At 55.6% G+C, this 24,972-nt stretch carries 24 protein-coding genes, 1 tRNA gene and 1 riboswitch; of the genes, 13 read left to right on the top strand and 12 right to left on the bottom strand.

All coding sequences use genetic code 11. The features are described 5' to 3' along the window. Window positions 1-10: 10 nt before the first annotated feature. Both scpA and FZ041_RS10830 read right to left on the bottom strand, forming a co-directional pair. Window positions 11-2,212, bottom strand: coding sequence for a methylmalonyl-CoA mutase (scpA, locus tag FZ041_RS10835; protein ID WP_149189564.1), 2,202 nt, complete (start codon window positions 2,210-2,212; stop codon window positions 11-13). Continuing rightward, the gene (locus FZ041_RS10830; RefSeq protein WP_149189563.1) at window positions 2,212-4,407 is read right to left on the bottom strand and encodes a methylmalonyl-CoA mutase family protein; all 2,196 of its coding nucleotides are present in this window, start codon (window positions 4,405-4,407) and stop codon (window positions 2,212-2,214) included. The genes scpA and FZ041_RS10830 overlap by 1 nt, the downstream gene beginning before the upstream one ends. 354 nt (window positions 4,408-4,761) lie before the next feature. Then, window positions 4,762-4,947: riboswitch (cobalamin riboswitch) on the bottom strand. 174 nt (window positions 4,948-5,121) lie between these two features. On the opposite strand from FZ041_RS10830, the gene cbiM reads away from it, so the two are divergent. Genes cbiM through FZ041_RS10815 form a run of 3 tightly spaced genes read left to right on the top strand, consistent with a single transcriptional unit; the run spans window position 5,122 to window position 7,616 of the window. Beyond that, window positions 5,122-6,135: a cobalt transporter CbiM gene (cbiM, locus tag FZ041_RS10825; protein WP_149189562.1), complete on the top strand. Its 1,014-nt coding sequence runs from the start codon at window positions 5,122-5,124 to the stop codon at window positions 6,133-6,135. Between the two features lie 12 nt (window positions 6,136-6,147). Continuing rightward, the gene (locus FZ041_RS10820; protein WP_255449365.1) at window positions 6,148-6,948 is read left to right on the top strand and encodes an energy-coupling factor transporter transmembrane component T; all 801 of its coding nucleotides are present in this window, start codon (window positions 6,148-6,150) and stop codon (window positions 6,946-6,948) included. Continuing rightward, the gene (locus FZ041_RS10815; protein WP_149189561.1) at window positions 6,945-7,616 is read left to right on the top strand and encodes an energy-coupling factor ABC transporter ATP-binding protein; all 672 of its coding nucleotides are present in this window, start codon (window positions 6,945-6,947) and stop codon (window positions 7,614-7,616) included. The genes FZ041_RS10820 and FZ041_RS10815 overlap by 4 nt, the downstream gene beginning before the upstream one ends. A 24-nt stretch (window positions 7,617-7,640) precedes the next feature. On the opposite strand, the gene FZ041_RS10810 is transcribed toward FZ041_RS10815, so the two are convergent. After that, entirely contained in the window at window positions 7,641-8,207 is a 567-nt protein-coding gene (locus tag FZ041_RS10810) for a biotin transporter BioY (RefSeq protein ID WP_149189560.1), read from the bottom strand. A gap of 19 nt (window positions 8,208-8,226) precedes the next feature. Next, window positions 8,227-8,790 (bottom strand): hypothetical protein, encoded by a 564-nt coding sequence (locus FZ041_RS10805; RefSeq protein ID WP_149189559.1) that lies wholly within the window; start codon window positions 8,788-8,790, stop codon window positions 8,227-8,229. A gap of 183 nt (window positions 8,791-8,973) precedes the next feature. Between FZ041_RS10805 and FZ041_RS10800 the strand changes: the two genes are divergently transcribed. Both FZ041_RS10800 and FZ041_RS10795 read left to right on the top strand, forming a co-directional pair. Next, on the top strand, window positions 8,974-10,923 hold the full coding sequence (locus FZ041_RS10800) for a peptidase U32 family protein (RefSeq protein ID WP_149189558.1): 1,950 nt from the start codon (window positions 8,974-8,976) through the stop codon (window positions 10,921-10,923). A 68-nt stretch (window positions 10,924-10,991) separates the two neighbouring features. Beyond that, complete coding sequence (locus tag FZ041_RS10795; protein WP_149189557.1) at window positions 10,992-12,290, top strand: aspartate aminotransferase family protein; 1,299 nt, start codon at window positions 10,992-10,994, stop codon at window positions 12,288-12,290. 54 nt (window positions 12,291-12,344) lie between these two features. On the opposite strand, the gene FZ041_RS10790 is transcribed toward FZ041_RS10795, so the two are convergent. Together FZ041_RS10790 and FZ041_RS10785 are read right to left on the bottom strand one after the other, a co-directional pair. Beyond that, a complete protein-coding gene (locus FZ041_RS10790) occupies window positions 12,345-12,554 on the bottom strand; it encodes a hypothetical protein (protein WP_075443111.1) in 210 nt (69 codons plus the stop codon). A 64-nt stretch (window positions 12,555-12,618) separates the two neighbouring features. After that, window positions 12,619-13,800 (bottom strand): type III PLP-dependent enzyme, encoded by a 1,182-nt coding sequence (locus FZ041_RS10785; protein ID WP_149189556.1) that lies wholly within the window; start codon window positions 13,798-13,800, stop codon window positions 12,619-12,621. A gap of 201 nt (window positions 13,801-14,001) precedes the next feature. Here FZ041_RS10785 and FZ041_RS10780 point away from each other — a divergent pair, with 201 nt between their 5' ends. Beyond that, on the top strand, window positions 14,002-14,556 hold the full coding sequence (locus FZ041_RS10780; RefSeq protein ID WP_075443107.1) for a phosphoribosyltransferase family protein: 555 nt from the start codon (window positions 14,002-14,004) through the stop codon (window positions 14,554-14,556). A 68-nt stretch (window positions 14,557-14,624) separates the two neighbouring features. Here the strand turns inward: FZ041_RS10780 and FZ041_RS10775 are convergent, their stop codons facing one another. From FZ041_RS10775 to FZ041_RS10760, 4 genes are all read right to left on the bottom strand, one after another. Continuing rightward, a complete protein-coding gene (locus FZ041_RS10775) occupies window positions 14,625-15,125 on the bottom strand; it encodes a hypothetical protein (RefSeq protein ID WP_075443105.1) in 501 nt (166 codons plus the stop codon). Between the two features lie 96 nt (window positions 15,126-15,221). Beyond that, window positions 15,222-15,935 (bottom strand): hypothetical protein, encoded by a 714-nt coding sequence (locus FZ041_RS10770; RefSeq protein WP_149189555.1) that lies wholly within the window; start codon window positions 15,933-15,935, stop codon window positions 15,222-15,224. A gap of 89 nt (window positions 15,936-16,024) precedes the next feature. Beyond that, window positions 16,025-16,297, bottom strand: coding sequence for an HU family DNA-binding protein (locus tag FZ041_RS10765; RefSeq protein ID WP_033169776.1), 273 nt, complete (start codon window positions 16,295-16,297; stop codon window positions 16,025-16,027). Between the two features lie 100 nt (window positions 16,298-16,397). Continuing rightward, the gene (locus tag FZ041_RS10760) at window positions 16,398-16,610 is read right to left on the bottom strand and encodes a hypothetical protein (protein WP_075443101.1); all 213 of its coding nucleotides are present in this window, start codon (window positions 16,608-16,610) and stop codon (window positions 16,398-16,400) included. A 165-nt stretch (window positions 16,611-16,775) separates the two neighbouring features. On the opposite strand from FZ041_RS10760, the gene FZ041_RS14975 reads away from it, so the two are divergent. The 5 genes from FZ041_RS14975 (at window position 16,776) to FZ041_RS10735 (ending at window position 21,414) form a co-directional block, all read left to right on the top strand. Continuing rightward, window positions 16,776-17,792 carry a GGDEF domain-containing protein gene (locus tag FZ041_RS14975; protein WP_149189554.1) on the top strand — a complete coding sequence of 339 codons (1,017 nt, stop codon included), beginning with the start codon at window positions 16,776-16,778 and terminating at the stop codon, window positions 17,790-17,792. A gap of 163 nt (window positions 17,793-17,955) precedes the next feature. Continuing rightward, window positions 17,956-18,876, top strand: a complete 921-nt coding sequence (locus tag FZ041_RS10750; RefSeq protein WP_149189553.1) for a hypothetical protein — start codon at window positions 17,956-17,958, stop codon at window positions 18,874-18,876. A 125-nt stretch (window positions 18,877-19,001) separates the two neighbouring features. Next, a complete protein-coding gene (locus tag FZ041_RS10745; protein ID WP_149189552.1) occupies window positions 19,002-19,364 on the top strand; it encodes a hypothetical protein in 363 nt (120 codons plus the stop codon). 168 nt (window positions 19,365-19,532) lie between these two features. Next, a complete protein-coding gene (locus FZ041_RS10740; protein ID WP_187626366.1) occupies window positions 19,533-20,906 on the top strand; it encodes a radical SAM/SPASM domain-containing protein in 1,374 nt (457 codons plus the stop codon). Between the two features lie 76 nt (window positions 20,907-20,982). Further along, complete coding sequence (locus FZ041_RS10735; RefSeq protein ID WP_149189550.1) at window positions 20,983-21,414, top strand: Nif11-like leader peptide family natural product precursor; 432 nt, start codon at window positions 20,983-20,985, stop codon at window positions 21,412-21,414. A 169-nt stretch (window positions 21,415-21,583) separates the two neighbouring features. Here the strand turns inward: FZ041_RS10735 and FZ041_RS10730 are convergent. Both FZ041_RS10730 and FZ041_RS10725 read right to left on the bottom strand, forming a co-directional pair. Next, a tRNA-Leu gene (locus tag FZ041_RS10730) sits at window positions 21,584-21,670 on the bottom strand. 66 nt (window positions 21,671-21,736) lie between these two features. Next, window positions 21,737-22,312: a double-strand break repair protein MRE11 gene (locus FZ041_RS10725; protein ID WP_149189549.1), complete on the bottom strand. Its 576-nt coding sequence runs from the start codon at window positions 22,310-22,312 to the stop codon at window positions 21,737-21,739. Between the two features lie 252 nt (window positions 22,313-22,564). Here FZ041_RS10725 and FZ041_RS10720 point away from each other — a divergent pair, with 252 nt between their 5' ends. Both FZ041_RS10720 and FZ041_RS10715 read left to right on the top strand, forming a co-directional pair. Further along, window positions 22,565-23,638 carry a type II asparaginase gene (locus FZ041_RS10720; RefSeq protein WP_149189548.1) on the top strand — a complete coding sequence of 358 codons (1,074 nt, stop codon included), beginning with the start codon at window positions 22,565-22,567 and terminating at the stop codon, window positions 23,636-23,638. 178 nt (window positions 23,639-23,816) lie between these two features. Further along, window positions 23,817-24,899 (top strand): HAD family hydrolase, encoded by a 1,083-nt coding sequence (locus FZ041_RS10715; protein WP_149189547.1) that lies wholly within the window; start codon window positions 23,817-23,819, stop codon window positions 24,897-24,899. Window positions 24,900-24,972: the final 73 nt, after the last annotated feature.

Raw genomic sequence — 24,972 nt, 5'->3', positions numbered from 1 at the left:
TATTACCTCCCTATGCTTCTGCGAGCTCTTCTTTCGCCCGGTTGATGAGCAGCGTCAGCAACTTGCAGCCAGCCTCCGGGATATTCGTACCCGGTGCGAAGATGGCCACGGCACCGTGCTCATAGAGGAAATCGTAATCCTGCACGGGGATTACGCCGCCGATGGCGACCATGATATCCTCGCGGCCGAGTTTTTTAAGCTCCTCGACGAGCTGTGGCAAAAGCGTATTGTGGCCAGCGGCCAGCGAGCTGAACCCGACCATATGCACATCGTTATCGACGGCATCCTGCGCGGTTTCCTCCGGCGTCTGGAACAGCGGCCCTACATCGACATCCCAGCCCATATCCGCAAAGCTTGACGCAATGACTTTCTGGCCGCGGTCGTGGCCATCCTGGCCCATCTTGGCGACAAAGATACGCGGCCGGCGGCCCGTGAGTTCCTCGAATTCATCAGCCATATGGCGGGCTTTTTCGAGCGCGCTCTTGTTCGTGAATTCCGACGAATAGACACCCGAAATCGTATGGATGACGGCCTGATAGCGTCCCGAAACCTTCTCGACGGCATCGGAAATCTCACCGAGGGTACAGCGCACCCGGGCAGCTTCGACGGCGCATTCCAGCAGGTTGCCGTTGTCGCGGCTGTCGGCGGCCTTCGTGATGGCCTCGAGCGCGCGGCGCGCATCGTCGTCGTTGCGCTCGCTGCGGCATTTCTCCAGGCGCTCGATCTGGGCCTGGCGCACCGCCGTGTTGTCGATGGCAAGGATTTCCAGCGGATCTTCCTTGTCGAGACGGTATTTGTTGAGGCCCACGATGGTCTCATTGCCCGAGTCGATTCTGGCCTGCCGGCGGGCCGCGGCCTCCTCGATGCGCATCTTCGGCAGCCCCGTGCTGATGGCTTTAGCCATGCCGCCCAGCGACTCGACCTCCTGGATATGGGCCCAAGCGCGGCGGATGATCTCGTTGGTCAATGCCTCAACGTAATACGAGCCGCCCCAAGGATCGATGATCTTGCAGACCCGCGTCTCATCCTGGATGTAGAGCTGGGTGTTGCGGGCAATGCGGGCCGAGAAGTCCGTCGGCAGCGCGATGGCCTCATCCAGTGCATTCGTATGCAGCGACTGCGTATGTCCAAGAGCCGCGCCCATAGCCTCCATACAGGTGCGCGAAATGTTGTTGAACGGGTCCTGCGCCGTCAGCGACCAGCCAGAGGTCTGGCAGTGCGTGCGCAGCGCCATGGATTTTGGATTCTCGGCACCAAACGACTTGACGATTTTTGCCCAGAGAACGCGCGCCGCCCGCATCTTGGCCACTTCCATGAAGTAGTTCTTGCCGATGGCCCAGAAGAACGACAGGCGCTTGGCAAAGGCATCGACGGCCAGTCCGGCATTGATACCTGTGCGCAGGTACTCGAGGCCATCGGCCAGCGTGTAGCCGAGCTCGATATCGGCGGTGGCACCAGCCTCCTGCATATGGTAGCCCGAAATCGAGATACTGTTGAACTTCGGCATGTTCTTGGTCGTGTATTCAAAGATATCGCCAATGATACGCATCGACATATCCGGTGGGTAAATATAGGTATTACGTACCATGAATTCCTTTAAGATATCGTTCTGGATCGTGCCGGCCATGATAGACTTGTCAACGCCCTGCTCGATACCGGACTGGATATAGAACGCCAGGATTGGCAGCACGGCGCCGTTCATCGTCATCGATACCGACATCTGATCAAGCGGTATGCCCGAGAACAAGATGTTCATATCGAGCATCGAGCAGACCGAAACGCCGGCCTTGCCGACATCGCCGAGCACGCGCGGGTTATCGGCATCATAACCACGATGGGTCGGCAGGTCAAAGGCAATCGAAAGGCCCTTCTGCCCTGCAGCCAGATTGCGGCGGTAGAAGGCATTGGATTCTTCAGCCGTCGAAAAGCCCGCATACTGGCGGACCGTCCAGGGACGGAACACGTACATCGTCGAATACGGTCCGCGCAGGCACGGCGGAATGCCGCTGGCAAAATCGAGATGATTCATGTGGTCGTATTCCTCGTGGTTGTAAAAGGGCTTGACCGGAATATGCTCCATCGTGCGCGCCGTCATTTCGTCATAGCTGGCGCTGACCTGCTGTTCAAAGAGTTTCTGCCATTCTTCTTTCGTGTGCTGCGGTGCCTCCCGCAGATTCATGCTCGTAAAATCCGGATTCTTGAACGCTGCCATTATGCCATCATTCCTTTCTTCTGCTGCAGGAACTGCAGGATTTTGTAACAATTGGCTCGTACCGAAATGTAATCGTCAATGCCCGCCGCGTTGTACGTTTCGAGCAATTCTTTCGGTGCGGCTCCAGCCAGATAGACCGTAGCCGCTGGCAGCGCCTTATGAAGTTTTGGTGCTAAATCGGGAACGATTTCCGGATAGGTCGCATCGGTCGAACAGATGACCACGGCATCCGCCCCGGACTCGGCTGCGGCGGCCGCCGCTTCATCGGTCGTCTTGAAACCATCGTTACGCAAGACCTCAAAAGCCCCGACCTGCAAAAAGCCTGTGGTAAAGTCCGCCCTTGCCTTATGCTGCGGAATCGGCCCCATATTCGCCAGGAAAATGCGCACGTTATCCCCCTTGTCGGCTGCGTATTTTTCCGTGCGGTGACGCAGGCCCTCAAAGCGTTCACTCCAGCGGTGCGGCGTGATTTTCTCGACACTTGGCGCCTCACCAGTCTTTGGCAGTGCTGCCCAAAGCTCCGGCAGAGTTGCCCCAGCCTCGGCAGCCGCGATAGCTGCCGTCACCCGGTCTGTTTGAGCTTTCGACAGGGCCTCGAGTTTCTCCGCGCGATACTTGCCGTCGATATCCGCCAGATACGCTTCGATGGCCTCGGTACGCGCTTTTTTATTTTCGGCCCAATCCTCGGTGCGCGGGTCGAGAAGTTTCTCCGTCATATTCGGGTACATATTGTTACCGACAATGCGGTCGCGCCTGAGCTCGGCATTCTTGAACCGCTCAGCCAGCACCTCGCCGATGGCCTGCTGCGGCTTGCCAGCCTTCAGCGCCTCGACAATACCGCCTGCACCCTCCACCGTCTGGAAGGCCTCCCAGATCTTTTCCTTGACCTGTTTCGTCAGCGACTCCACCGCCCACGAACCACCGGCCGGATCGATTGGCTGCAAGAGACCGAACTCTTCCTGCAGGATAATCTGCACGTTACGCGCAATGCGGCGCGAGAACACGTCGCCCTTGCGAATCGGCTCATCAAACGGTGCATTCTCAAACGAATCGATACCGCCGACAACCCCCGAAAAGATTTCTGTCGTGTTGCGCAGCATATTAACATAGGGATCATAGACCGTCTTGAAGAACAATGCCGGCCGGGCATGGACATGCATGCGCTGGGACTCGGTACTGCCGCCAAAGGCCGCGATGATCTGCGCCCAGATGGGCCGCATCGCGCGGAGCTTCGCAATCTGCAGGAAGAAATTGGCCCCCATCGAAAAACCGAACATGATCTGGCTGGCCGCCTCATCAATCGAAAGGCCCCGTTTTTGCATCTCCCGCAAATAAGTGACTGCCGTGTCAATCGTATAGGATGCCTCCTGGATATCATTGGCACCGCCGCGGCTGTAGACATCGCTGCGGACCATAATCGTGCGCAGCTCCGGCGCATTGGCGATAGCCCATTTCGCACACTCCGCCAGCTCATCATAGCGGTCGCTGAGCGTTGCCGACAGGGTTCCCCGCTCGGCCAGCTCGCCAATGGGATCAGCACCGATAAAGCCGCAGACCGCCTGCATGTCTTTCCCCGATGCCCGGCGCACAGCCGCCACCATCGACAGCAACGGCAGTGCTGTCTGGCCGGCATAGAGGTAGAGCGGCTGCTCGTCGAGCTTGAGTCCATCGAGCAGTACATGCATATCGTCCAGCGTCGTTACGCTGCAGCCCTCATCGCCCGGCTTTTCCGCCTCGCGTGCATCCTGACCGGTCAAGGTTGACTGGTCAAGTTTGATATGATAGATTGTCGAGCCTTTTTCCAGCTCGTATTTCAGCAGCTCATTGTTCTCCGCAGGCATCGTCTCATCGCAGGCCTGGGCGATCCCCCAAGGCGACTTGATATAGCCATTGGGACGGGAGCCGCGCAGGAAATCATCCATGCCGGGGAAAGACGTGCGTGGAAGGATTTCCTCGGTGGTATTGCGGAAGTACATCGGGTCAAAGGTGATTCCCTCGTAGGTCTTGGTGAACATCTTCTTCTCAAAGGGTGCTCCCTTCAGGAGCGTGATACAGTTCTCCTTCCACTCTTCGTACGTCGGCGGCGTGAATTCGTCGAGCGGGACATCGGGGAACTCGGTCTGCTGCTCGGCCTTCTTCAGAATGGCCTGCAGGTCGAGTTCCGACTCTGCCTGTGTCTTTGTTTCATTACTCATATACATTTCCCCCTTTAAAGGTAGAATAATATATGCTCCATTTCATCCGCCCAGGCAAAAAAAGAAGGGTCTCGATCCTTCCACAAATCGAGACCCTTGCTGCAACAAAGGCAGCCAATACATAGAACTGAATGAAATGTATGAGCAATTTCTTCCCCACAGAAGATTCCATGAGGAAAAACCTTTCGCCTAAAGTCAAGAACAGCGAGAATACATACCACAATGAGCCCATTCCCTGCTGCATGCGGAAATAGGCTCATCTTGAAAAACATTCAGTTCTAACGGTCAGGTAAAAGCCTGACTCTTTCTAAACTAAATCGTCCAAGATCCCCATCCCCATCGCTCGCAGGTCAAACGGTGATCGTCAATCAGGCAGTTCTCCTGGCTCCAGTTCATCGCTCCTCCGCGCCTTCCCAAAGAGGCTTTTTCCCTCTCCAGTGACATATCTGCGGAGTCGCTCGCTGTTACAGTGGCGGGACCGCGCCGGATTTTACCGGCTTCCCTATTAAGTCTTGCGACACCTGATCCAATCGCGATATTCTGTTTTAACTGATATTTATTTTACTATTGTTTGGACTAATTGTCAAATTTTCGCGAAAAAAATCACAGGTCGAAATCACATCCCCCTAGGGCTTACAAATCTCGCGGAAATACTTTAAACTGTAATCATATTGAGGTCTTATTTCTTTCTTATTTAATGTTAGGAGTGATAGTATGCACATTCCAGAAAATTATCTGAGCCCGTCCACCTGCGCCGTCTTCGGTGCTGCCATGGCACCGGTCTGGTGGCTGGCCGTGCAGAAAGTCAAACAGGAAATTCCCAAGGAAAAAATGCCGCTGCTGGGAATTGGCGCGGCCTTTTCGTTCCTTGGCATGATGTTCAACCTGCCGCTTCCCGGCGGCACGACTGGTCACGCCGTCGGCGCCGTGCTGCTGGCCATCCTGTTCGGCCCTTGGTCTGCCTGCCTTGCCGTCAGCGTCGCCCTGTTCGTGCAGGCGCTCTTCTTCGGCGACGGCGGACTGCTGGCTTTCGGTGCCAACTGCTTCAACATGGCATTTGTCATGCCGTTTGCCGGCTGGGCCATCTATCAGCTCCTGAAGAAAGCAATGCCGCAGCATGATCTCGCTGCCGCCGGCATCGGTGCATATGCCGGCATCAATCTCGCCGCCCTTTGTGCGGCCATCGAGTTCGGCCTCCAGCCGCTGCTCTTCACGGACGCAGCAGGCCATGCCCTCTATTGCCCGTATCCGCTGTCGGTTTCCATCCCCGCGATGATGGCCGGCCACCTGACGCTTTTCGGTCTTGCAGAGGTCGTCTTCACCACAGCCATCCTGGCCTTCCTGAAGCAGGCTTCTCCCGCGCTTCTGGCAACAGATGGCCACGAGTCCCAGGGCAGCAAGGCTGTCTACGGCCTTCTCGGTCTGCTGATCCTCGGCACGCCGCTGGGGCTGCTCGCCACGGGTACCGCCTGGGGGGAATGGGACCCCGAGGAGCTCGCTGAGCAGGATTTCCTCGGCTCTGCACTTGGCTATACGCCAGCTGGCATGGAGGATGGCTTCACCTTTGACGCCCTGTTCCCCGACTATGCCATCGCCGGCCTGCCCGAATCCTTCGGCTATATCCTGTCCGCCATCATCGGCACAGCGCTCCTGGTGCTCGCCTTCAAGGCCTTCGCCTCCTTCTTCCACGCGCCAACCGATTATGACACATCCATCGCCAAACACTAAGGGGCTTATTGCATGTTGAAACTTCCTCCATGGGCAACACAGGAAGAACACTATCAGCCAAATCGGGACCGGGACTATTTCATCTCCCGGTCTCTTTTGCGTGTACTGACCGTGCTGCTCACCCTCCGTCAGCAATGCGCCGCTGGGAGCCGTTCCGTCTCGGCTCCGTGCGCGCTCTGTTTCCTGTTCTTCTGGCTGCTATGCTGCGCAGCCGCCCACACCGCGGCCTTCCTGCTCTGCCAGCTGGCACTCACCCTTGTCGTGCTCTGCCTGCTGCCAGGGCATATGCTGTGGCAGGCACTCCAGACGGCCTTTGCCGCCGCACTCTTCACCCTGCTGCTCATCCTGCCCGCCCTCTGGCTCGGCAGCGGCCCGCTCGTCCTGCTGCTGCCGGCCAAGACCTTCCTATCCGTCACCGCCCTGGCCAGCCTGCGGGCCTTCCTGCCGGGGAACGACATCACGGCGGCCCTGCGTGCCTTCCACGTGCCGCAAACGGTCATCTTTCTCTTGGACACGACGCTGCGCTATATCATCCTGCTCGGCGAGATTGCCAGCGATATGCTGACAGCGCTCAAGCTGCGCTCCGTCGGCAGCAACCCGCATAAGCAGCAGGCCATCGGCGGCATCCTGGGCACGCTGCTGCTGCGCTCGCAGAAAATGTCAGCCGACATGTATGAGGCGATGACCTGCCGCTGCTTCACCGGCGAATACCTGCCAGCCCGCCGCATGGCGTTCTGCCGCGGCGACACTCTGCTCATCCTGATTCTTTTCGGTTATCTTTATCTTTTCCTGCGTCTGGAGGTTATCCTATGATCCGCTTTGTTGATGTCTGCTATGCCTACGAAGGTGAGCCCGTACTGCGTCATATCAACTTCACCATCGCCAAGGGCGATACAGTTCTCCTGCGCGGCCCCAACGGGGCGGGCAAATCCACGCTGCTGCGCATGCTGAACGGTCTCATCTATCCCGAGCTTGGTACCTATCAGTTCCTCGGCACCGAGATCACTGCGGGCAGAATGCGCGACCATCGCTACTCCAAATGGTTCCATCAGCAGGTGGGCTTTGTCTGGCAGAATCCTGACGCGCAGCTTTTCTGCGGCAGCGTCGCCGAGGAACTCGCCTTCGGTCCTGAGCAGATGGGCCTTGCCCCCGCTGAAATCAAGCGCCGCGTCGATGATGCCCTGGAGCTGCTCGAGCTCGGTCATCTGCGCCGGCGCGCGCCCTATACCCTATCGGGCGGCGAAAAGAAAAAGGCGGCTATCGCCGCCATATTGACTATGAATCCTAGCATCTGGGTCTTCGACGAGCCCCTCAGCGCCCTCGATGAGAAAGCCCAAGCCTGGCTGCAGGAATTCCTGCAAGCCCTGCAGGCTGCGGGCAAGACCCTGATTGTCGCCACGCATGACGCAGGCCTTGCCCGGACGCTCGCGGCCAGGACATTCACGCTCACCGCTGACCACCAGCTACAGACGCAGGCATGACAAGCGCCACCTCTGCGCCAAAGCTCAGAGGTTTGCGAGCATCTTGTTGACCCGCACGCCGATAAACGCCGCCAGCAGTGCCTTCATGATATCGCCAGGGATAAACGGGAACACCGCCATGATAAGTCCCTGCCAGAGACCGACCTGCATGACGAGCATCATCGAGATCAAGCCGCCCACATAGGTCAGCGGCACACCGACGAGCACTGCCACCAGCGCATAGCGACGAAAGCCGACGGCCTTTCCCTTGAGCAGGCTGACCAGCAGGCAGACAAAGGGCCAGCCGAAGTAAAAGCCGCCCGTCGGCCCCAGGAGACGGCCAAGACCGCCCATGCCGCCGGGGAACACCGGCAAGCCCACGGCCCCTAAGAACACATAGGCCGCAATCGTGATAAAGGTAAGTTTTGGCGGCAGCACGAGCGCCGTCACCGTAAGCGCAACGGTCAGCGCGGTCACGAGCCCTGGCGTGAACGGCAGCGGGAACGAGATGAACGCCGATACACAGCAGAAGGCCAGACAAAGGGCCATCTTCGTCATCTGCCGCACCGTGAATTTTTCTTCTGGTAATTCCATTACTGTTTCTTTCTGCATAATAAAGACCTGCCTTAACCTATACCTTGATTTCCTGCCAAGCAAACGCCGCTGTACAGCGCTCCTCCTGCCAAAGCCGCCCGCTTGGCCAGTCTACAAACACAAAACCCGCATACGCTGCATGGAAAAAGCGCAGCACCAGCTTCGCTGCCCCCCGGGGACGCTGCGCAAGGAGCTTTTCCAGCAGCAGCAGTCCTGGGATCACAGGAGCATCCCCTTGATGGATGCTGTTCCCATCGCCGACGGCTGCCGCAAACGCCCGGACTTCAGCGGCAGAGATCCTCCACCACTCCCGCCCGGCCATCTGACATGTCAAATCTGACTTGTCAGATGTTGACATGTCAACGGCCGGACGCACCGGCTTATGCCCCAGCAGCATGGTCACCAGCAGCTGCTCCCCAGCGGCCTGACAGCAAACTGTCATGAGGCCATGCCGGTCTCTCAGCACCCGCAGCGCCTCGGTCTGCCCCTCGCCAGCGGAGAGCAGCGACCACTCGGCACGCATGATGACAGCACCAGCAAACCGCTCTCCCTGCAGGCACGCCAGCACCTCAGCCAGCGCCCGCAAATGATTCTTCTCCATCCCTTGACCTCCTGCAAACAATCTCATTATAAACACCGCGCCGCCTTTCGTCAACCTAGTATTGATTTTAAAGTTGACCGAATTCATACATATGATTATTGCTGGTTGCTATCATTCCTGTTATACTTATATATTAGGTCTATTAGTTATTAAGAAAGTTTATTAAAGGAGTTAACTTATATCATGATTCTTAATCGTAAATCGGTAGAGCTGCTGGCTCCGGCCGGCACTTGGGATGCGCTCGTCGCCGGCGTCGAGTCCGGTGCCGATGCCTGCTACCTCGGCGGCAAGCACTTCAATATGCGCATGCACGAAGGCGATTTCAACTTCGACAACGAAATGCTCAAAAAGGCCATCGCCTACACCCATGAGCACGATGTCAAACTCTATATCACCCTCAACAACCTCATCAGCGACGAAGAGATTCCAGCGCTGCGCGAATATCTTGCCTATCTCAATGAAATCAAGCCGGACGCTCTGCTCGTGCAGGATTTTGCTGTTCTCGAGCTCGTACACGAAATGGGCATCGACATCCCCATCCATACGTCGGTCATGATGAATACGCACAACGAGCACGCCATCGAAAAACTCAAAGAGTATGGCATCACGCGCATCGTTGTCGGCCGTGAGATGACGCTCTCCGAGCTCAGCCTGTTCCGTGAGCGCACGGGCATCGAGGTCGAATACTTCATGCATGGCGACATGTGCATGAGTGAAAGCGGCCAGTGCATCCACTCGGGTGTCGTCTTCGGCCAGAGCGGCAACCGCGGCCGCTGCCTCAAGCCCTGCCGCTGGGCTTACCAGCTCATCGACGAGCAGACTGGCGAAGTTCTCGACAAAGACAGCGACGGTGCTTACAAGCTGGCCCTCAAGGACATGTGCATGTACCGCTCGATTCCGCAGCTCATCCAGGCCGGCGTCTTCTCGTTCAAGATTGAAGGCCGCATGCGTCCGGCACCGTTTATCTGCCGCATCGTCTCCACCTACCGCAAGGCCATCGATGCCTATCTGGCTGACCCCATGGGCTACCAGGTTGACGAGGAAGGCTGGAAGAACCTCTACGAGAACCGCGCCCGGGACTTCACGACCACCTTTGCCTTTGGCAGCCCGACCAAGAAAGATATCGGCATGACCGGTGAGCGCGAACCGCGTTTCTTCAGCGATGCCGTCAAGGAAGCTGGCTTCCAGGATGAGATCCTCAAGAAAGAAGCTGACATCCAGAAGGAGAACGCTGCTCACCGCACGCTGAGCGTCCGCGTGAACACCCTTGACGCGGCAAAGGCTGCTGTCGATAACGGCGCCGATGTCATCTACGTAGGCGGCGAGGCCTTCCGCCCGTTCCGCCCATGGACACTTGCCGAATACGCCGACATCATCGCTTATGCCAAAGGCAAGGCTAAAGTCGTCATCAATACGCCGCGCACGACCATGCGCCGCGAATGTGGCGAGCTTGAGCAGTTCCTGACGGCGCTTGCCTCACGCCCGGAGCTTGCCGCCGACGGCATCATGGTCAGCAACCTCGGTTCGCTGAAGCTTGCCAAGCAGTACACCCAGCTGCCGATTCAGGCCGATGTCTCTTTCAACCTGTTCAATCATCTGGCCGCCAAATTCCTCAAGGAAAATGGCCTTACCCAGGCCTGCTCCTCGCTGGAGCTTTCGTTCGAGCAGCTGCGTGAGATTGTCGAAAACTCCGAGCTTCCCGTCGAGACCATCGTCCATGGCTCCTATGAGTCTATGATCTGCGACCACAACATCCCGGGCATGTCGCTGCCCCATTACAGCGAGCTCGACAACCCCGAGGTGCTTGACCGCCACTATGCGCTGCTCGACAATGCCAAGGAAAAACATTCCATCCGCATCGACCAGTTCGGCCGCAACCATATCTACTTTGCCAAAGACCTCTGCCTCTATCCGTATCTTGCGAAATTCAACGGCATCGCCTCCTACCGCATCGAGGCGCAGGATTACACGCCAGACTTTACCGGCAAGGTCACGAAAATCTATCGCAAGGCACTTGATGCACTGGCTGCCGGTCAGGAATTTGACCAGTCAAAACTTGACGAGCTCAAACAGGGCCCGCGCGAGCTTGGTATCGGCACCTTCCGCTTCCGCCAGAGCCGCAATTCCATCTAAACACTGCTACAAACAAAACACCCTCCGTGCCTAATATGCCGGAGGGTGTTTAGGAAAGGATACGCATAATGGAAGAACAGAAATACATTGGCCCTCAGGCCATCATCGAAAAGAAAAAGAAATATATCATGCCGTGCCTGGCGCATTTCTACTCGAATCCGCAGCAGATGGTCAAAGGCTCGATGCAGTACCTCTGGGACAGCAACGGCAAGAAATACCTCGACATGTACGCCGGGGTATCGGTCATGAATTGCGGTCACTGCAATCCCGAAATCACGGCCAAGATCAAAGCACAGGTCGACAAACTCCAGCATGTCTGCAACATCTACCTGACTGAAAACTTCGTCAACCTCGCTGAAAAACTCGCCGCAGTCACGCCGGGTGACCTGCAGAAATCCTTCTTCTGCTCCACGGGCTCCGAGGCCACCGAGGGCGCCCTGCTGCTCGCTGAAGTCTACAGCGGCAACAGCGAAATCATCGCCCTGCGCCAAGGCCTGCACGGCCGCACGAAGCTCGGCATGAGCGTCACAGGCCTTACGATGTGGCGCACGGCACCGACACCGGTCGGCGGCATCCACTTCGCCCCGAACCCAAACTGCTACCGCTGCCCGATGAATAAGAAGTTCCCAGAATGCGACTACGCCTGCGCCAACGCCATCGAGGATCTCATCAAGACGGCGACATCGGGCCATCCGGGTGCCTTCATCGCTGAGACGATCCAGGGCAACGCCGGCTGCGTCGTCCCCCCGAAGGGCTACTTCCAGCGCGTCAAGGAAATCCTGGAGAAGTACAACACGCTGCTAATCATCGACGAGGTCCAGACGGGCTTTGCGCGCACGGGCAAGCTCTTTGCCATCGAGAACTACGATGTCGTCCCTGACATCATGTGCATGGCCAAGGCTCTCGGCAACGGCACGCCGATTTCGGCCTTTATCGCAAGCAGTAAAGTCGCAGACACCTATACGCGCCCGGGCGCCTCGACGCTTGGCGGCAACCCGGTTTCTTCCGAGGCAGCGCTCGCCGTCCTCGACTACATCGAGGAGCACAAGCTCGCCCAGAACGCCATGGAGCGCGGTGAGCAGCTGCGCGCCGGCCTGCGCGAACTCCAGAAGAAGCATCCGGTCATCGGCGATGTCCGCGGCCTCGGCCTTATGGACGGTGCCGAATTCATCCATGCCGATGGCTCCGAGGCCCCCGAAATCCTCGATGATGTTTTGGAGACCCTCAAGGACCGCGGCTTCATCATCGGCAAGAACGGCGTAGGCCGCAACGTCATGGCCTTCCAGCCGCCCCTTGTCATCACCAAAGAAAACGTCGACGACGTGCTCAACGCCATCGACATGGTACTGACGGAGAAAAACCTCTGATTCCCGACATAAAAATCCCCCCGCTAGCCTCTAGCGGGGGGATTTTCTTATCATTCATTCTGCCTCGTGCTCATGCACTTCGGCCTGCTCGTTCTTGAGCGCCTGGATTCCCTGCTGGAACTCCTCCATCGTCAGCGTGAAGTACGGCAGCGTCTTCAAGGCTTCATACACTTCCTGCTGGGATTTGGCGCCATCGAGTTTTTCGCCTACGGATTCTTCCGTCAGCGCATGCAGCAGCATATGCTCGATTTCAGCGATTTCCATCTATGCTTCATCCTTTCGTCCTATGCTGCTACTATTTTGACGGGTCAAAGGGCAAATGTCAAGGTCAGACCGCAGCCTCGGCATCATCGTCACGGCTCGCGCTCTGGCGCGCCGCATACTCCGGCTGCTCTTCGAAGATGACCGTCGGGGCCAGATAGAAGCCGTTGAAGCGCGTCGCGCTGACGCTGGTATAGGAGCCCATCTCCGTCACCAGCAGGTTGTCGCCCACATGGAGCTGGGGCGCCATGAAGTCGCGATAGAGCACATCGATGCCATCGCAGCTCGGGCCCGCGAACACCGACGGTTTCTTCTCGCCCTTGCCGAAGCAGTGGAGCGGATAGGTCCAATGGTCGTACATGATGCCCGAGAAGCAGCCATAGATGCCCTCGTCGAGGATATACCATGGCGTGCCCCCACGGTCCTTCGTGCCGATGACTGAGGTCACGAGGTTGACCGCCGTGCCGCACATGTAGCGCCCCGGCTCCGTCCACACTGCCGTATCCGGGAACAGGCGGTCAATCTGGCGGTTGATGGCCTCCATCATAGCGGCCAGATCCACCGTGAGCCCATCGGCATCAGGCACAGGGAAGCCGCCGCCTATATCGAGGTCAGTAAGGTGCATCCCACGAGCTTCCGCCTCATCGAAAAGGTTACGAACCAAGAGCAGGGCCTCCTCATACGCCGCCGTCGACAGCGACTGGCTGCCGACATGGAAGCAGATGCCCATCGCATGCAGGCCAGCCTTCTCAGCCTGCTCCAGCAGGTCGAGGGCCTCCTCCATCGGCGCACCGAACTTCGTGTTGAGATCGACCAGCGCCTTGTTGTTGCGCACCTGGATGCGCACCAGCACATCAGCCCCTGGCACGTATTTGGCCATCTTGCCGATCTCCGTCACGTCGTCAAAGGTGAAGCGGCGCACACCATAGACCGCAGCGGCCTGCAAGCCACGCACATCCTTTACAGGATTGGCGTAAATCATCCGCGAGCCATCGATGCCCAGCTCTGCCAGAGCCTCCATCTCGCCAGCCGAAGCCACATCGAAATGCGAGCCCAGCGATGCCAGCAGCTTGAGGATGGCCGGCGTCGGATTCGCCTTCATCGCGTAATAGACACCTGCGCTCGGCAAGTGCTTTCGCATGAACTGGTAGTTCTCCTCAACTTTATCCAGCGATGCGACGAGGAATGGCGTCGGAATCCGCTCTGCCATCTTGTTCATTTCCTTTTCCGTGAGTCTGAAACTCTTCATAACACATTAACACGACCTTATCTTGTAGATTTAAGACCAAACAGAAAATTTAGTCTCATGGGTGTATTCTATTACAAAACCCGCGCCAGTACAAGGTATAAACTCTAATTTTATACAACTTTTCACCGAATTATCATATTCATTTGCACACAGCGGGGAAAGAGAGTATAATAGGTGGGTACTAAACGAGAGAGGTGTACTATGGCTGATAGATTTTATGAATTGACTGTTGCAGGCTGCACGCGCTCCCTGCCGATCCTGAACGTCACGGATAAACTGGCCATCGCCGGCTTCATCATGCTGGGCGATCCGGATCTGACGCTGGCCTGCGCCAAAGAGCTGGCCAAGAAGATCCCGGCAGATACCGACATCATCCTGACCGCTGAGACGAAGGGCATTCCCCTCGCTGCCGATCTGGCCCGCGAGCTTGGCATGCCGCGCTACATCGTAGCCCGCAAATCCGTCAAGGCTTACATGGAGAACGCCATCTGGGTCGAGGATATCTCCATCACCACGAAGGGCGTCCAGAACCTTTGCCTCGACGGCGTCGATGTCGACCGCATCAAGGGCAAGAACGTGCTGCTGCTCGACGACGTCATCAGCACGGGCGGCTCCATGAAGGCGCTGCGCGAGCTGACCGAAAAAGCAGGCGGCAAGGTCGTCGGCGAAGCCTGCGTATTGGCTGAGGGCGATGCCTCCAAGCGCGATGACATCATCTTCCTCGAGCCGCTGCCGCTGTTCGACGCACAGGACTGAATCCAGCCAAACAAAAACTCCGTCCGGGATATTCCCGACGGAGTTTTTTTGTTGGCACAGGAAAGCGATCAGAACTTGACCGTCACGCCGGCGCCAACGCCGTTTTCACGTTTGCCGTTCTCCGGCTTGAAGTTGTGATAGTTGATGTTGAGGTCAACGTTGAGCAGCAGGTTCTTGTTGACACCGACCGACACCTCGTTGAAGTCCTTGCCAGCGACATAGGACGCATAGGCATCAAAGCCCATGACCCTCGGCGTGCTGACTGCTACGCCGCCAAAGAGCTGGTTCTTATCGCCCGGCAGATCCCAGCGGTAGCCGCCGATGAGCTTGACCTGGGAGCCCACGACATCATACTGCAGGTAGAGGTCCTTCTGGTCACCATACTGGTCGCGGCGGGCCAGCTGCGCGCCGACCGTAGCCTTGCCGCTCACCTTATGTTCAAGGTAGGACTCGTTCGTCCCCACCCCAATTGCCGTCTCATTTGCGGCCATCTGATTGACCGGTGCAGCCATGACCGCCGACGAAGCCGCCAGCAATGCACCCAGCGTCAACAATGCTGTTTTTCGCATGGAAAAACTCCTTTCTGGAATACCTAAGAAATACCAAGTACTAGCGTAATCGTTTTCGCGCCATCTGTCAATTAATCGTCCATTAAAATGGCCACATCACTCCTGGCGCAGCGCATCATAGAGCTCCACCATCTCGCGGATATTCTGGATTTCCTGGGCACTCATATCATGGCGGCGCGACTTGCCCCCCTCCTTGTAATACACGAGGGTCGCCGCCCCCGCAGCGATGATCCGGCGGAAGGCTGCCAGCGTCGCCGCATCGGCATTCATCACATAATTCTCCGACAGCCAGGACGCGTCGGAAGACATATGCTTGCGCAGCTCTGACGGGTCGAGCACGAGTGTTACCGTCTGCCCGCCCGCATAGATGTCGAGCCGGTCCCCCATGATCCAAGCCGTCTGCTCCGCATCGGTGATCGAATAGTAGTAATAGATATCGTTCTTCAGTACACAGCGGTCATTCTGCGCAGCGACAAAGGGCCGCAGATAGACCCCCGTCGGCAGTTTCTTCGGCCAATGGTGCTTATAGTAGGTCACACCATTGATTGTCTCTTCCCACATCTCGCCAGCCGCCCGCTCACGCCTTGCAGCAGCCTTACGCGGCTTCTCCCCTTCGTCCTTCGCTTCACGGGCCTTGTCGGCCGCCTCACGCGCCTGACGTCGTGCATCGATCTCCTGCTGCGCCTCCTGCTCTATCTTTGCCTGCTGCTGCTCATGCTGGACGCTGTACGCGTAATACGCCATGCCGCCGATGACCATGATGAGCAGATACAGGATCGCCGCCGCCAGGATGATATGCGATTTCTTCACTGTCACCCCTCCTACGAAAAAGAGCCCGGCAGGACAATCCTGTCAGGCTCTTTCTGGATACTCAACCGCGTATCGCTAATCGCAAAGGATTAGTATTTGACGCTGGATTTGAATGCCAGGCTATCGCTAGCAGCAATCTCGATCGTAGCGCCCGTCTGCGGGTTACGGCCCTGACGTGCATTGCGATGAGCTTTCTTGAACGTACCGAAGCCGATGAGACGGATCTCAGCATCAGCTTTAACGCTCTCCTTTACCGTTTCGAGCAGTGCATCGACAACAGCTTTCGTATCTTTCTTGGATACGCCAGCAGCCTCTGCAACTTTATCTACCAGTGCGGATTTGCTAAGTACTTCTTTTGCCATAGTGAGTAATCCCCTTTCACTTTGATAACACGACGTATTATAACGAATTATCTTGCATTCGTCAATCATTTTTGCCCGGCAGGCACAAATTTATCGAAAATCAGCCGACTGTAGTGCGTTCCGCCGCAGCCACAGCGTCGTTGAGAGCCGCCTCGTAACCGGCAGCATAGCCATCCTGTTCCCGGCTCGCACCATAATCACGCAAGAGATCCAATACATCCTGCAGCTGGTCGTCCGTCCACGCGCTCATCGCGCACATCGTTCCCAGTTTATCAATGCAAGCCAGTTCTTTCCCCTGTGTATCTACAGTCATCACGATTCTCCTTCACACACAATTTGCATCAAAGCGGACATATGTCCTATTTTGTCCGGTACCTATGACAGTATACCACGGGAATTTCTTCATAAACAGTCTTGACATTTTGTTTCTTTTTCCCCCGCAGGCTCCCAAAAGTTTACTATCCCTTGCAACTATGATATGATGACTACAAGGATTAAGTGTGTCGATGCAACGACAAATCCAAACAGCAAAGGAACGATGACTATGAACCCATCCATGGAAATTGCCCTTTTCCTGGTACTTATCATACTCGTCCTGACGTTCCTGCTTTACCAGGAACACCAGCGGCGCACCGAACAGCATGATTATTTCCATTGGCTATGCGAGACCGCAGGTCTCTATGTATTCGATTACGATCCTGTCCACGATACCATGCGCCTGTCAGCCACCTGCGCCACTGCTCTGCAGCTGCCCGAAAAGATTCATCCCTTTTCGCGTGCAGCCAGCCAGGTCAGCACGCCATTTGCCCAGGTCGGCATCCGCTTCCTCAAGCAAGCCATGCAAAACCCGGATAAAACGGCTAATCTCTGCCTTACTTACGACAACGCCCACACCTGTTTCTATCGCGTAACCGCACATAACTTCGCCGGCAGAAAACAGGCCGTGCAGCATACCATCGGCTTCTTCTACGACGTCACCGCTGAGATGCTGCGCGAGAAACGGCTCGAACGCAAGGCCGCCATCGATCATCTGACGGGAGTCTACAACCGCGGCGCCGTCCACGAGCTCATCCGCCTCGCCCTCAAGGACCAGACGCCGAGCGCCTTCATCATGCTCGACATCGACTATTTCAAATCCATCAACGACACCGCTGGCCACCAGGCTGGCGACGAGGTCCTGCGCAGCATCGTCCGCGTGATTCGCGAGCACATCCGCCACACCGACATCGTCGGCCGCATGGGTGGCGACGAATTCTGCATCTACCTCCCCAACGTCCCCTCGCGGGAATACGCCCAGATACTCTGCGAACGCATCCGCTCCACGATTCCCAGCGAGATCACCTACGGGAATCAGCAGCACCCGGTCACCATGAGCATCGGCTGCACCATCTCCCGGCCCACCGATAACTTCACCAGCCTCTATTCCCGTGCCGACAACGCCCTCTACCAGTCCAAGCGTCAGGGCCGCAACAAAGTCACGATCGACGACAAATAAACGCCAAGAGCCATCCATAAGCGCAAGATCATCCAGCTTATTGATGGCTCTTTTTTCACGCTCCGGCTCTAACCAGAGAGGAATTTCAGAAAACATCCAGAAGTAAAGAATATCCGCCAGGCACTATGCCAGAAGCAAAGAAACAAACGGAAGGAGAATACTTATGCGTTACAAAAACTTGACAGCAACGGCGCTCACAGCATTTTCCCTGCTCATTCCTTGGAACAGTGGTACAGCCATGGAAAAAGCCGCCACGCCCCCCAGCGCCACCGCCAGTCTCAGGACCTGCATCTACCAGCAGGCCGGTCTCTATCTGCGGATTCCCCGGGACCTTGACCACCTGCTGCTGATAAAAACAGGTAGTGGCCAGCAGCTTTTTTCCGTTGCGGAACGGGCGTCCGTCGAAGCAGCCAAAAAAGAGATGCCAGCCTACGATGGCGCAGGCTGGCTTTTTGCCATCGGCAAAGTCACAGAAACCGAGCTTCATGAGATGCTTTGCGCAGATATGTCTGGCAGGGAATTATTCGCCCAGGACCAAGCCGGCAACTATTTTATCTTCTATCATCCTACGGATGTGCGCTATATGCGGGAGTCAGCAGACGCCATGCGGCAGGATCAAGAAACATGGAGCAAGCTCTGTGCCTGGGCCCATAACGATGTACCTCAGCATTTCATCGCCGATAACGGCCTGATTGCCTTAACAGCAGATAACAGTTCCATCGGTATCGCGCTAGCCCATATCATCTACCAGCCTGCCACCAAATACACCCTGTCCCGAAATGGTGAGCAGCCGCGCAATGGCAATCGCACCAAGGCCACCCCCTTCGTCAACATGCTACTATACGGCAATTCTTTTGCAATAGCCCCAGAGCCAAAATCCCTGCCAGACGAGTCGCCGGCCCTGACCCTGACCCTGCCCGGCGAAAAAGTCTCTCTGACCTTCTTTCAATGTGAAAGCAGCACCTATGTCCTTGAACGCAGGCAAAATGGCGAAAAAACGCTCTACCAAGCCATCCCGCGCGAAGAACATGCTGAGGCCCTTGCCGTCATGCAAGACTGGTATACAGCCCTGCCCCACCCCTAAGTCAGACTTGTCTTTTTCGCAGCAGAATTGATATTTTTTCTATCTGCCTAAACACTTTTCACATCCGAGGATATAAAGAACAGAAAGCAAGACAACAAACCCAAAGATGTGAGGAGGAAAATAAAATGGCTAAGAATCTCATGAACAACAACCGCATGACGGACAAGGAACTTTCCCTGGTATCGGGCAGCTTCGATTACGGCTACGGGCGCGACAAGGACATCTGGGTAGATGGCAAAAAGTACTACGTCGTATATAATCGCACCCTCAACCAGAACGAGTTTTATGACTACGCCAAAGGCGATGTGACCAGACAAATGATTCAGTGGAACCTTGATTGCGGGCAGACGCAAATGCGCTATTACAACCAAAGAGTTGGCGACCTTACGGCCAGTGTGCAGGATGAAGCCAGATCACGTGGAATGAAAAAGAATGCGGTTGCCACGCCGCCGATGACTCGCATTGCAGGCGTTGGTTCAGCCGGTTAAGCCAGCACCAAAAGTGACCACCTGCCAAATAGACAAGGCTGTTGCATGAATGTTCACACATCACATGCAACAGCCCTTCGTTTTTCCTTGCAGGAAATCCGCATTGCCTGCAGAATGTATGACCAAAAACAGATCCGATGAATGTGCAACAGCAAACGAGGTGATTCCATGTACTACAAACTGAAAGACGAATTCCGGCTGCGAGGCTGGGAGCTTTTGCCCACAGGCATCGTACAGCGCCTTTCGGGAGCAGTGGAATTCCTGCCCCCTGCCGTTTACCGTACCTTGCAAAAGGCCTGTGGCTCCCTGCCTGTCGGGAGTGCACTCTTTTCTGCCGAAGAAAAGCAGATACTCTCCGAGCTATGCGCGGCTGAGATTCTGGTAACATGCGAAAAGCCTGCGCCCCTATCTGCGGAGCAGAGATACCACGCCTATCCGAACCGCTTCCTCTATTCCATCCATTGGGCCATCACCAGCAACTGCAACTGCCGCTGCCGCCATTGTTATATGTCAGCCGGAAAACATACAGAAGCTGATCCCTCCCTGGAGGATTGCCTCGAAATCATCCGGCAGATGGAGGCCGCAGGCGTCCGCACCGTGTCGCTGACAGGCGGCGAGGCACTCATGCGGCGGGACTTTTTCGCCATCGTGGATGCACTGCTTGCAGCGGATATCCTTATCGTCACCGTCATGTCCAATGGCCTGCTGGTGAACGAAAAGACGCTGGACGAGTTCGAGCAGCGGGGCCTTAGGCCAGAGTTCAACATGAGCTTTGATGGCATCGGCTGCCATGACTGGCTGCGGGGTGTTCCCGGAGCTGAAAAGGCTGTACGCCGGGCCTTTGCCCTCTGCAAGGAGCGGGGCTTTCCCACGGGGGCAGAATACTGCCTGCACAAGGGGAACCTATCAGCGCTGCGGGATAGCATCAAGCTGCTAGGCGAACTAGGCTGCCAGACCTTGAAGGTAAACCGTCTGAATCTTGAAGGCGAGGCGCTGGGCATCACCGATTGCGCCATCACCCGCAGCGAAGAGTTCCAAACCTACCTGGATTATATCCCGCATTTTTATGAGGACGGTGCGCCGCTCTCCCTGATGCTGTCAGGTTTTTTCCACAGCGATGGTATGGATGACTTTACGATTCCTTTCGTGAAAAACGACGAAGAGGAGGATTGCAGCGCTTACTGTCTATGTGGTCATGCACGCAACTATATGTATATCACCGCCGAAGGAGCGATGGTTCCCTGCATCCCCATGGGCAGCACCGAAGGCGGGCGGCGCCACTTCCCCAATATAAGGGAAACGAAATTAGCCGATGCCCTCCGTGATTCGCATTATATGGGCTTTATCGACACGCGGCTGCGGGACTATTTCGCCCACAATCCAGGCTGCAAGGCCTGTGAATTCAGAAACCGCTGCGCAGGCGGCTGCCGCGGCCGCGTGGCCGCATCGGGCCACGGCGATGATCTTTTGGCCCGGGACGAAGACACCTGCGCGTTCTTCCGCGGGGGATGGTATGAGAAACTGCTGAAACTAAAACGGTAAATAAACCATAAACACTTTTGCCCCTTCGGAAATATAAAGGACAGAAAGATACCTGAACAAAAGGGAGGAATACATCATGGCAACGGAAAATGTGGCAAAATTCTTTGAGCAGCTGGCACAGGACGCAGCGCTGGCAGAAAAGCTCAACAACCTCGATAAGGCCTTCGCAGAGACGAATGACACTTCGGCAGATGATGCTGCCATGCGTGAAAAGGCAGCTGAGGCTATTGTCCTCCCACTGGCAAAAGAAATCGGTCTCCCCTTCACCCTTGCGGAATTGAAGACATACGAGCATGAGCAGCTGAAGAAAATGACCTTGGCATATGACGAACTCGAGCAGGTAGCTGCTGCCGGCCGTCCGCATAATACGGGAAAAAGAAAGTCGACGTCAGAAGGGTTTAATGCCTGTGCCTTTCTTGGTGTAGGACTGGGAAAAACTAAGAAAAACGGGAAAACCGCCTTCTGCATATTCCTCGGCGGCTCCAACGGCCCGATAGCAGGGTGCTGACAATCTTCAGCTAAGAAAACGAGCTTGGCAAATGAGGCTATTGCATGTAAACAGCATGCAATAGCCTCATTTTTCATCAAAAAATCTAGTAGCTCTAAATTGTCTCCCCAAACAAAAAACGCACGAAAAAAGACCCCGCGAAAACATCGCGAGGCCTTGATAGCACTAATGGTGCCGGAAGCCGGACTTGAACCGGCACGTTGTTGCCAACGGCAGATTTTGAGTCTGCTGCGTCTGCCAATTCCGCCATTCCGGCAAAATGACACTTACGTGCGTCATCAACGGTTAGTAGTATAGCATCCTATACTTTGTTTGTCAAACATTATTTTTTAGATTTTTCAGGAGCCTTATCCCAGCCCTTGGCCTGGACTTCTTCGCGCGCTTTCTGCTTGATCTGCTCCTGGTACTTTTCCATTTCATTGCGCACGGTCTGCAAATCAGAACGCCTATAACGGAATTCGCCGCAACGGGCATTGTATTCATTGATCATCGCATTGAATTCATCAATCGCTTTGTTGTTATACTGGTTGATATGTGGGCGCATAGCCTCCAGCTTGATATCCATCATAGCCATCCAGCGAAGTTCCTCACGATTCAAAGTCGTGCTCTTGCCCTGCGGCGGTTTGGAAATCTTAAGCGGCAGCCCCATGGACTCCTGCTTCTCAGCCTCCGTCATCTCTGCTGCCGCCGAGGCATCCATATGCTCGTAGATGGCCGGCTTGATCACATAGATAACCAGCAATGCCGCGACCGCATACACTACCCATTTACCAAAACCACGCAGCATCCGCGACGCCAGGCCTGGCTTTTCTACCGCTCCTGGTTCAGCTGTATCACCTTTTACCTTCTCGGCCAGCCGTGCAGCCTCTTGCTGCAGCTGTTCATTCTTATCATCCATTTTCATCCCTCTTTCCGCCCTGCGGGCACTTTGCGGCCAGTTGCAAAGCCAGCCGCCATATAAAATCCTTTTTTAGGATAACCACCCTTTCTTAGACGTTCCTGCTATATTCATGAAAATTAGCTAAAAAATGAATTTCTTGCTGAGATTTTTGTAGTTTTTTTATAGTTTTCCGTAGTTTTGCCTAGTGAATGGTTAGAATATCTTATGGGTTGATAAAAACTATTTATTTATGGAAAGGGTGTTATTTCTATGAAAATGAAACGTCCACTTGTTGCCATGATACTGGCTGCGATGATGGCTGGCGGCCAATGCTTTGCCAGTGCTGCCACGGGAGACAAGCCTGACATCAAAGTGCTGGCTACCGGTGGTACCATCGCCGGCAGCGCTGCCTCCGACACCAAGACCACTGGCTACAAAGCGGGTGCCCTTGGCATCGACACGCTGCTCAACGCTGTTCCCGAGACAAAAAACTATGCAGTTCTCTCCGGCGAGCAGATCTGCAGCATCGACAGCAAGGACATGACCGATGATATCTGGCTCAAGCTGGCCAAGCGCTGCAACACGCTGCTCAAGGATAAAAACGTCGATGGCATCGTCATCACGCACGGTACCGACACGCTCGAGGAGACCGCCTACTTCCTGAACCTCACAGTCAAGAGCAAGAAACCGGTTGTCATCACCGGTGCTATGCGTCCCGCTACGGCCATCAGCGCCGACGGCCCGATGAATCTGCTCAATGCCGTCCGCATCGCCGCGGATAAGAAATCTGCTGGCCGCGGCGTCATGGTCGCCCTGAACGATCAGATCGATGCCGCCCGCAACGTCACGAAGACCAACACCACGTCCGTCAACACCTTCCAGTCCCCGCTGGTCGGCTCGATCGGCGTCGTCAACGACGGTGTGCCTGAGTTCTATGGACAGACCACGCGCCTCAACACGACGGCTTCTGAATTCGATGTCACGAACCTCGACAAACTGCCGTATGTCAAAGTCATCTATGGCACTGCCAACGATGACGCACTGTTCGTCGATGCTGCTATCCAGGCAGGCGTCAAAGGCATCGTCTACGCAGGCACGGGCAATGGCTCCATCCACAAGGATGCCGAAAAAGCACTGGCCAAAGCCTCGGCTGCCGGCATCGTTGTGGTCCGCAGCACGCGGCTGGTATCCGGCACGGTCATCCCTGCCGAGCAGTCTTATATCGATGAGCATTTCATCGATGGTGATTCCCTGAATCCGCAGAAATGCCGCATCCTCTTGCAGCTCGCATTGACCAAGACACACGACCTCAATGCAATCCAGGATATGTTCCACAAATATTAAGCTGCATTTTTTTCTCGAGCAAGCATAAGCCATCCAGGCTTCATGCTTGCTCAATTTTTTTTGGGGCTAAAGAGGAGATACTGACACTTTGCCGAATATATTACGATGGGATACGTAAGGTTATTGTCCTCAGAAAAAATGCCAGCCTGAGGACAGGGTATGAAGAAAGGATGATTTTATGAACAAAAAGAAACTCTGTGCCGCACTTCTGGCGATGAGCTTTGTCTTCGGGACTGGCGCCAGCATGAATGTCGAAGCCGCTACGCGCGCTGAAATCGCGCAGATCAGCGTCAAGAAGAACGGCAGTGACTTCAAGTATTGGAACCAGGATTCTGCTTCCTTCAAAGCTCTGACCAACTACGTCAAGGACGTGACGAACAAAAAGAGCCCGAACTACATCCCGGTCGAAGATCGCATCGCTGTCTTCGACATGGATGGCACGCTGCTCGGCGAAAGAACACCGTCCTACTTCGAATGGATGATGTATCTTGAGCGTGCGCTTAACGACCCGACCTACACGCCGTCAAAAGAAGACCGTGAGTATGCGAAGGTCGTCAAGGCTGCCATCGACAAGCAGGCCATCCCGGAAGACATGGAAGGCAAAGAAGCAAAATCGCAGGCTTCCGTCTTTGCCGGCATGACGCAGCCCGAGTATGAAGCCTTTGTCAAGAAGTTCATGGAGACCCCGGCTGAGGGCCTGACGAACCTCAAACGCGGCGAGGAGTTCTACCTGCCGATGGCTGAGGTTGTCTCCTATCTCAAGAACAACGACTTCGACATCTGGATCGTTTCCGGTTCCGACCGCGATGCACAGCGCGTGCTGATGAACGGCGTCCTGCCAATCAAACGCGATCACTTCATCGGCACGGACATCATGACGCTCGCTTCGGGCCAGGGTAAAACCGATGGTCTTGAGTATGTCTACGACAAAGACAAAGACGTACTCGTCCGCGGCCAGTTCGTCCTCAAAGACGTCAAGATGAACAAGGTCTCCAACATCGCCCGCGAAATCGGCCGTCAGCCGGTTCTTGCTTTCGGCAACAGCTCCGGCGATGCTTCGATGTTCAACTACACCATCAGCAAGAACAAATATAAATCGCTGGCCTTCTCCCTCTGCTGCGACGACCTCGAAAACGATCTCGGCAACACGAAGAAAGCTGACAAGATGAAAGCTGACTGCCAGAAAAATGGCTGGATTCCGGTATCCATGCGCGATGACTGGAAGACCATCTATGGCTACAATGTAAAAGTCGCCAAATAAGCACAGACTTTCTAAGACCAAAACAAGCAAACAACAAAAAGCCGGAAGGCTGACATGTCAATCTGACAAGTCA

It is taken from the genome of Pseudoselenomonas caprae (assembly GCF_008271345.1).
Classification (GTDB): domain Bacteria; phylum Bacillota; class Negativicutes; order Selenomonadales; family Selenomonadaceae; genus Selenomonas_A; species Selenomonas_A caprae.
Note: the sequence above shows the minus strand (reverse complement) of the source record. Positions and strands in the feature narration are given on the sequence as shown.

Bases quoted from the DNA above. Each gene is read 5' to 3' on its own strand.
- scpA (WP_149189564.1), bottom strand. From the start codon at position 2,212: ATGGCAGCGTTCAAGAATCCGGATTTTACGAGCATGAATCTGCGGGAG.
- FZ041_RS10830 (WP_149189563.1), bottom strand. From the start codon at position 4,407: ATGAGTAATGAAACAAAGACACAGGCAGAGTCGGAACTCGACCTGCAG.
- cbiM (WP_149189562.1), top strand. From the start codon at position 5,122: ATGCACATTCCAGAAAATTATCTGAGCCCGTCCACCTGCGCCGTCTTC.
- FZ041_RS10820 (WP_255449365.1), top strand. From the start codon at position 6,148: ATGTTGAAACTTCCTCCATGGGCAACACAGGAAGAACACTATCAGCCA.
- FZ041_RS10815 (WP_149189561.1), top strand. From the start codon at position 6,945: ATGATCCGCTTTGTTGATGTCTGCTATGCCTACGAAGGTGAGCCCGTA.
- FZ041_RS10810 (WP_149189560.1), bottom strand. From the start codon at position 8,207: ATGCAGAAAGAAACAGTAATGGAATTACCAGAAGAAAAATTCACGGTG.
- FZ041_RS10805 (WP_149189559.1), bottom strand. From the start codon at position 8,790: ATGGAGAAGAATCATTTGCGGGCGCTGGCTGAGGTGCTGGCGTGCCTG.
- FZ041_RS10800 (WP_149189558.1), top strand. From the start codon at position 8,974: ATGATTCTTAATCGTAAATCGGTAGAGCTGCTGGCTCCGGCCGGCACT.
- FZ041_RS10795 (WP_149189557.1), top strand. From the start codon at position 10,992: ATGGAAGAACAGAAATACATTGGCCCTCAGGCCATCATCGAAAAGAAA.
- FZ041_RS10790 (WP_075443111.1), bottom strand. From the start codon at position 12,554: ATGGAAATCGCTGAAATCGAGCATATGCTGCTGCATGCGCTGACGGAA.
- FZ041_RS10785 (WP_149189556.1), bottom strand. From the start codon at position 13,800: ATGAAGAGTTTCAGACTCACGGAAAAGGAAATGAACAAGATGGCAGAG.
- FZ041_RS10780 (WP_075443107.1), top strand. From the start codon at position 14,002: ATGGCTGATAGATTTTATGAATTGACTGTTGCAGGCTGCACGCGCTCC.
- FZ041_RS10775 (WP_075443105.1), bottom strand. From the start codon at position 15,125: ATGCGAAAAACAGCATTGTTGACGCTGGGTGCATTGCTGGCGGCTTCG.
- FZ041_RS10765 (WP_033169776.1), bottom strand. From the start codon at position 16,297: ATGGCAAAAGAAGTACTTAGCAAATCCGCACTGGTAGATAAAGTTGCA.
- FZ041_RS10760 (WP_075443101.1), bottom strand. From the start codon at position 16,610: ATGACTGTAGATACACAGGGGAAAGAACTGGCTTGCATTGATAAACTG.
- FZ041_RS14975 (WP_149189554.1), top strand. From the start codon at position 16,776: ATGATGACTACAAGGATTAAGTGTGTCGATGCAACGACAAATCCAAAC.
- FZ041_RS10750 (WP_149189553.1), top strand. From the start codon at position 17,956: ATGCGTTACAAAAACTTGACAGCAACGGCGCTCACAGCATTTTCCCTG.
- FZ041_RS10745 (WP_149189552.1), top strand. From the start codon at position 19,002: ATGGCTAAGAATCTCATGAACAACAACCGCATGACGGACAAGGAACTT.
- FZ041_RS10740 (WP_187626366.1), top strand. From the start codon at position 19,533: ATGTACTACAAACTGAAAGACGAATTCCGGCTGCGAGGCTGGGAGCTT.
- FZ041_RS10735 (WP_149189550.1), top strand. From the start codon at position 20,983: ATGGCAACGGAAAATGTGGCAAAATTCTTTGAGCAGCTGGCACAGGAC.
- FZ041_RS10725 (WP_149189549.1), bottom strand. From the start codon at position 22,312: ATGGATGATAAGAATGAACAGCTGCAGCAAGAGGCTGCACGGCTGGCC.
- FZ041_RS10720 (WP_149189548.1), top strand. From the start codon at position 22,565: ATGAAAATGAAACGTCCACTTGTTGCCATGATACTGGCTGCGATGATG.
- FZ041_RS10715 (WP_149189547.1), top strand. From the start codon at position 23,817: ATGAACAAAAAGAAACTCTGTGCCGCACTTCTGGCGATGAGCTTTGTC.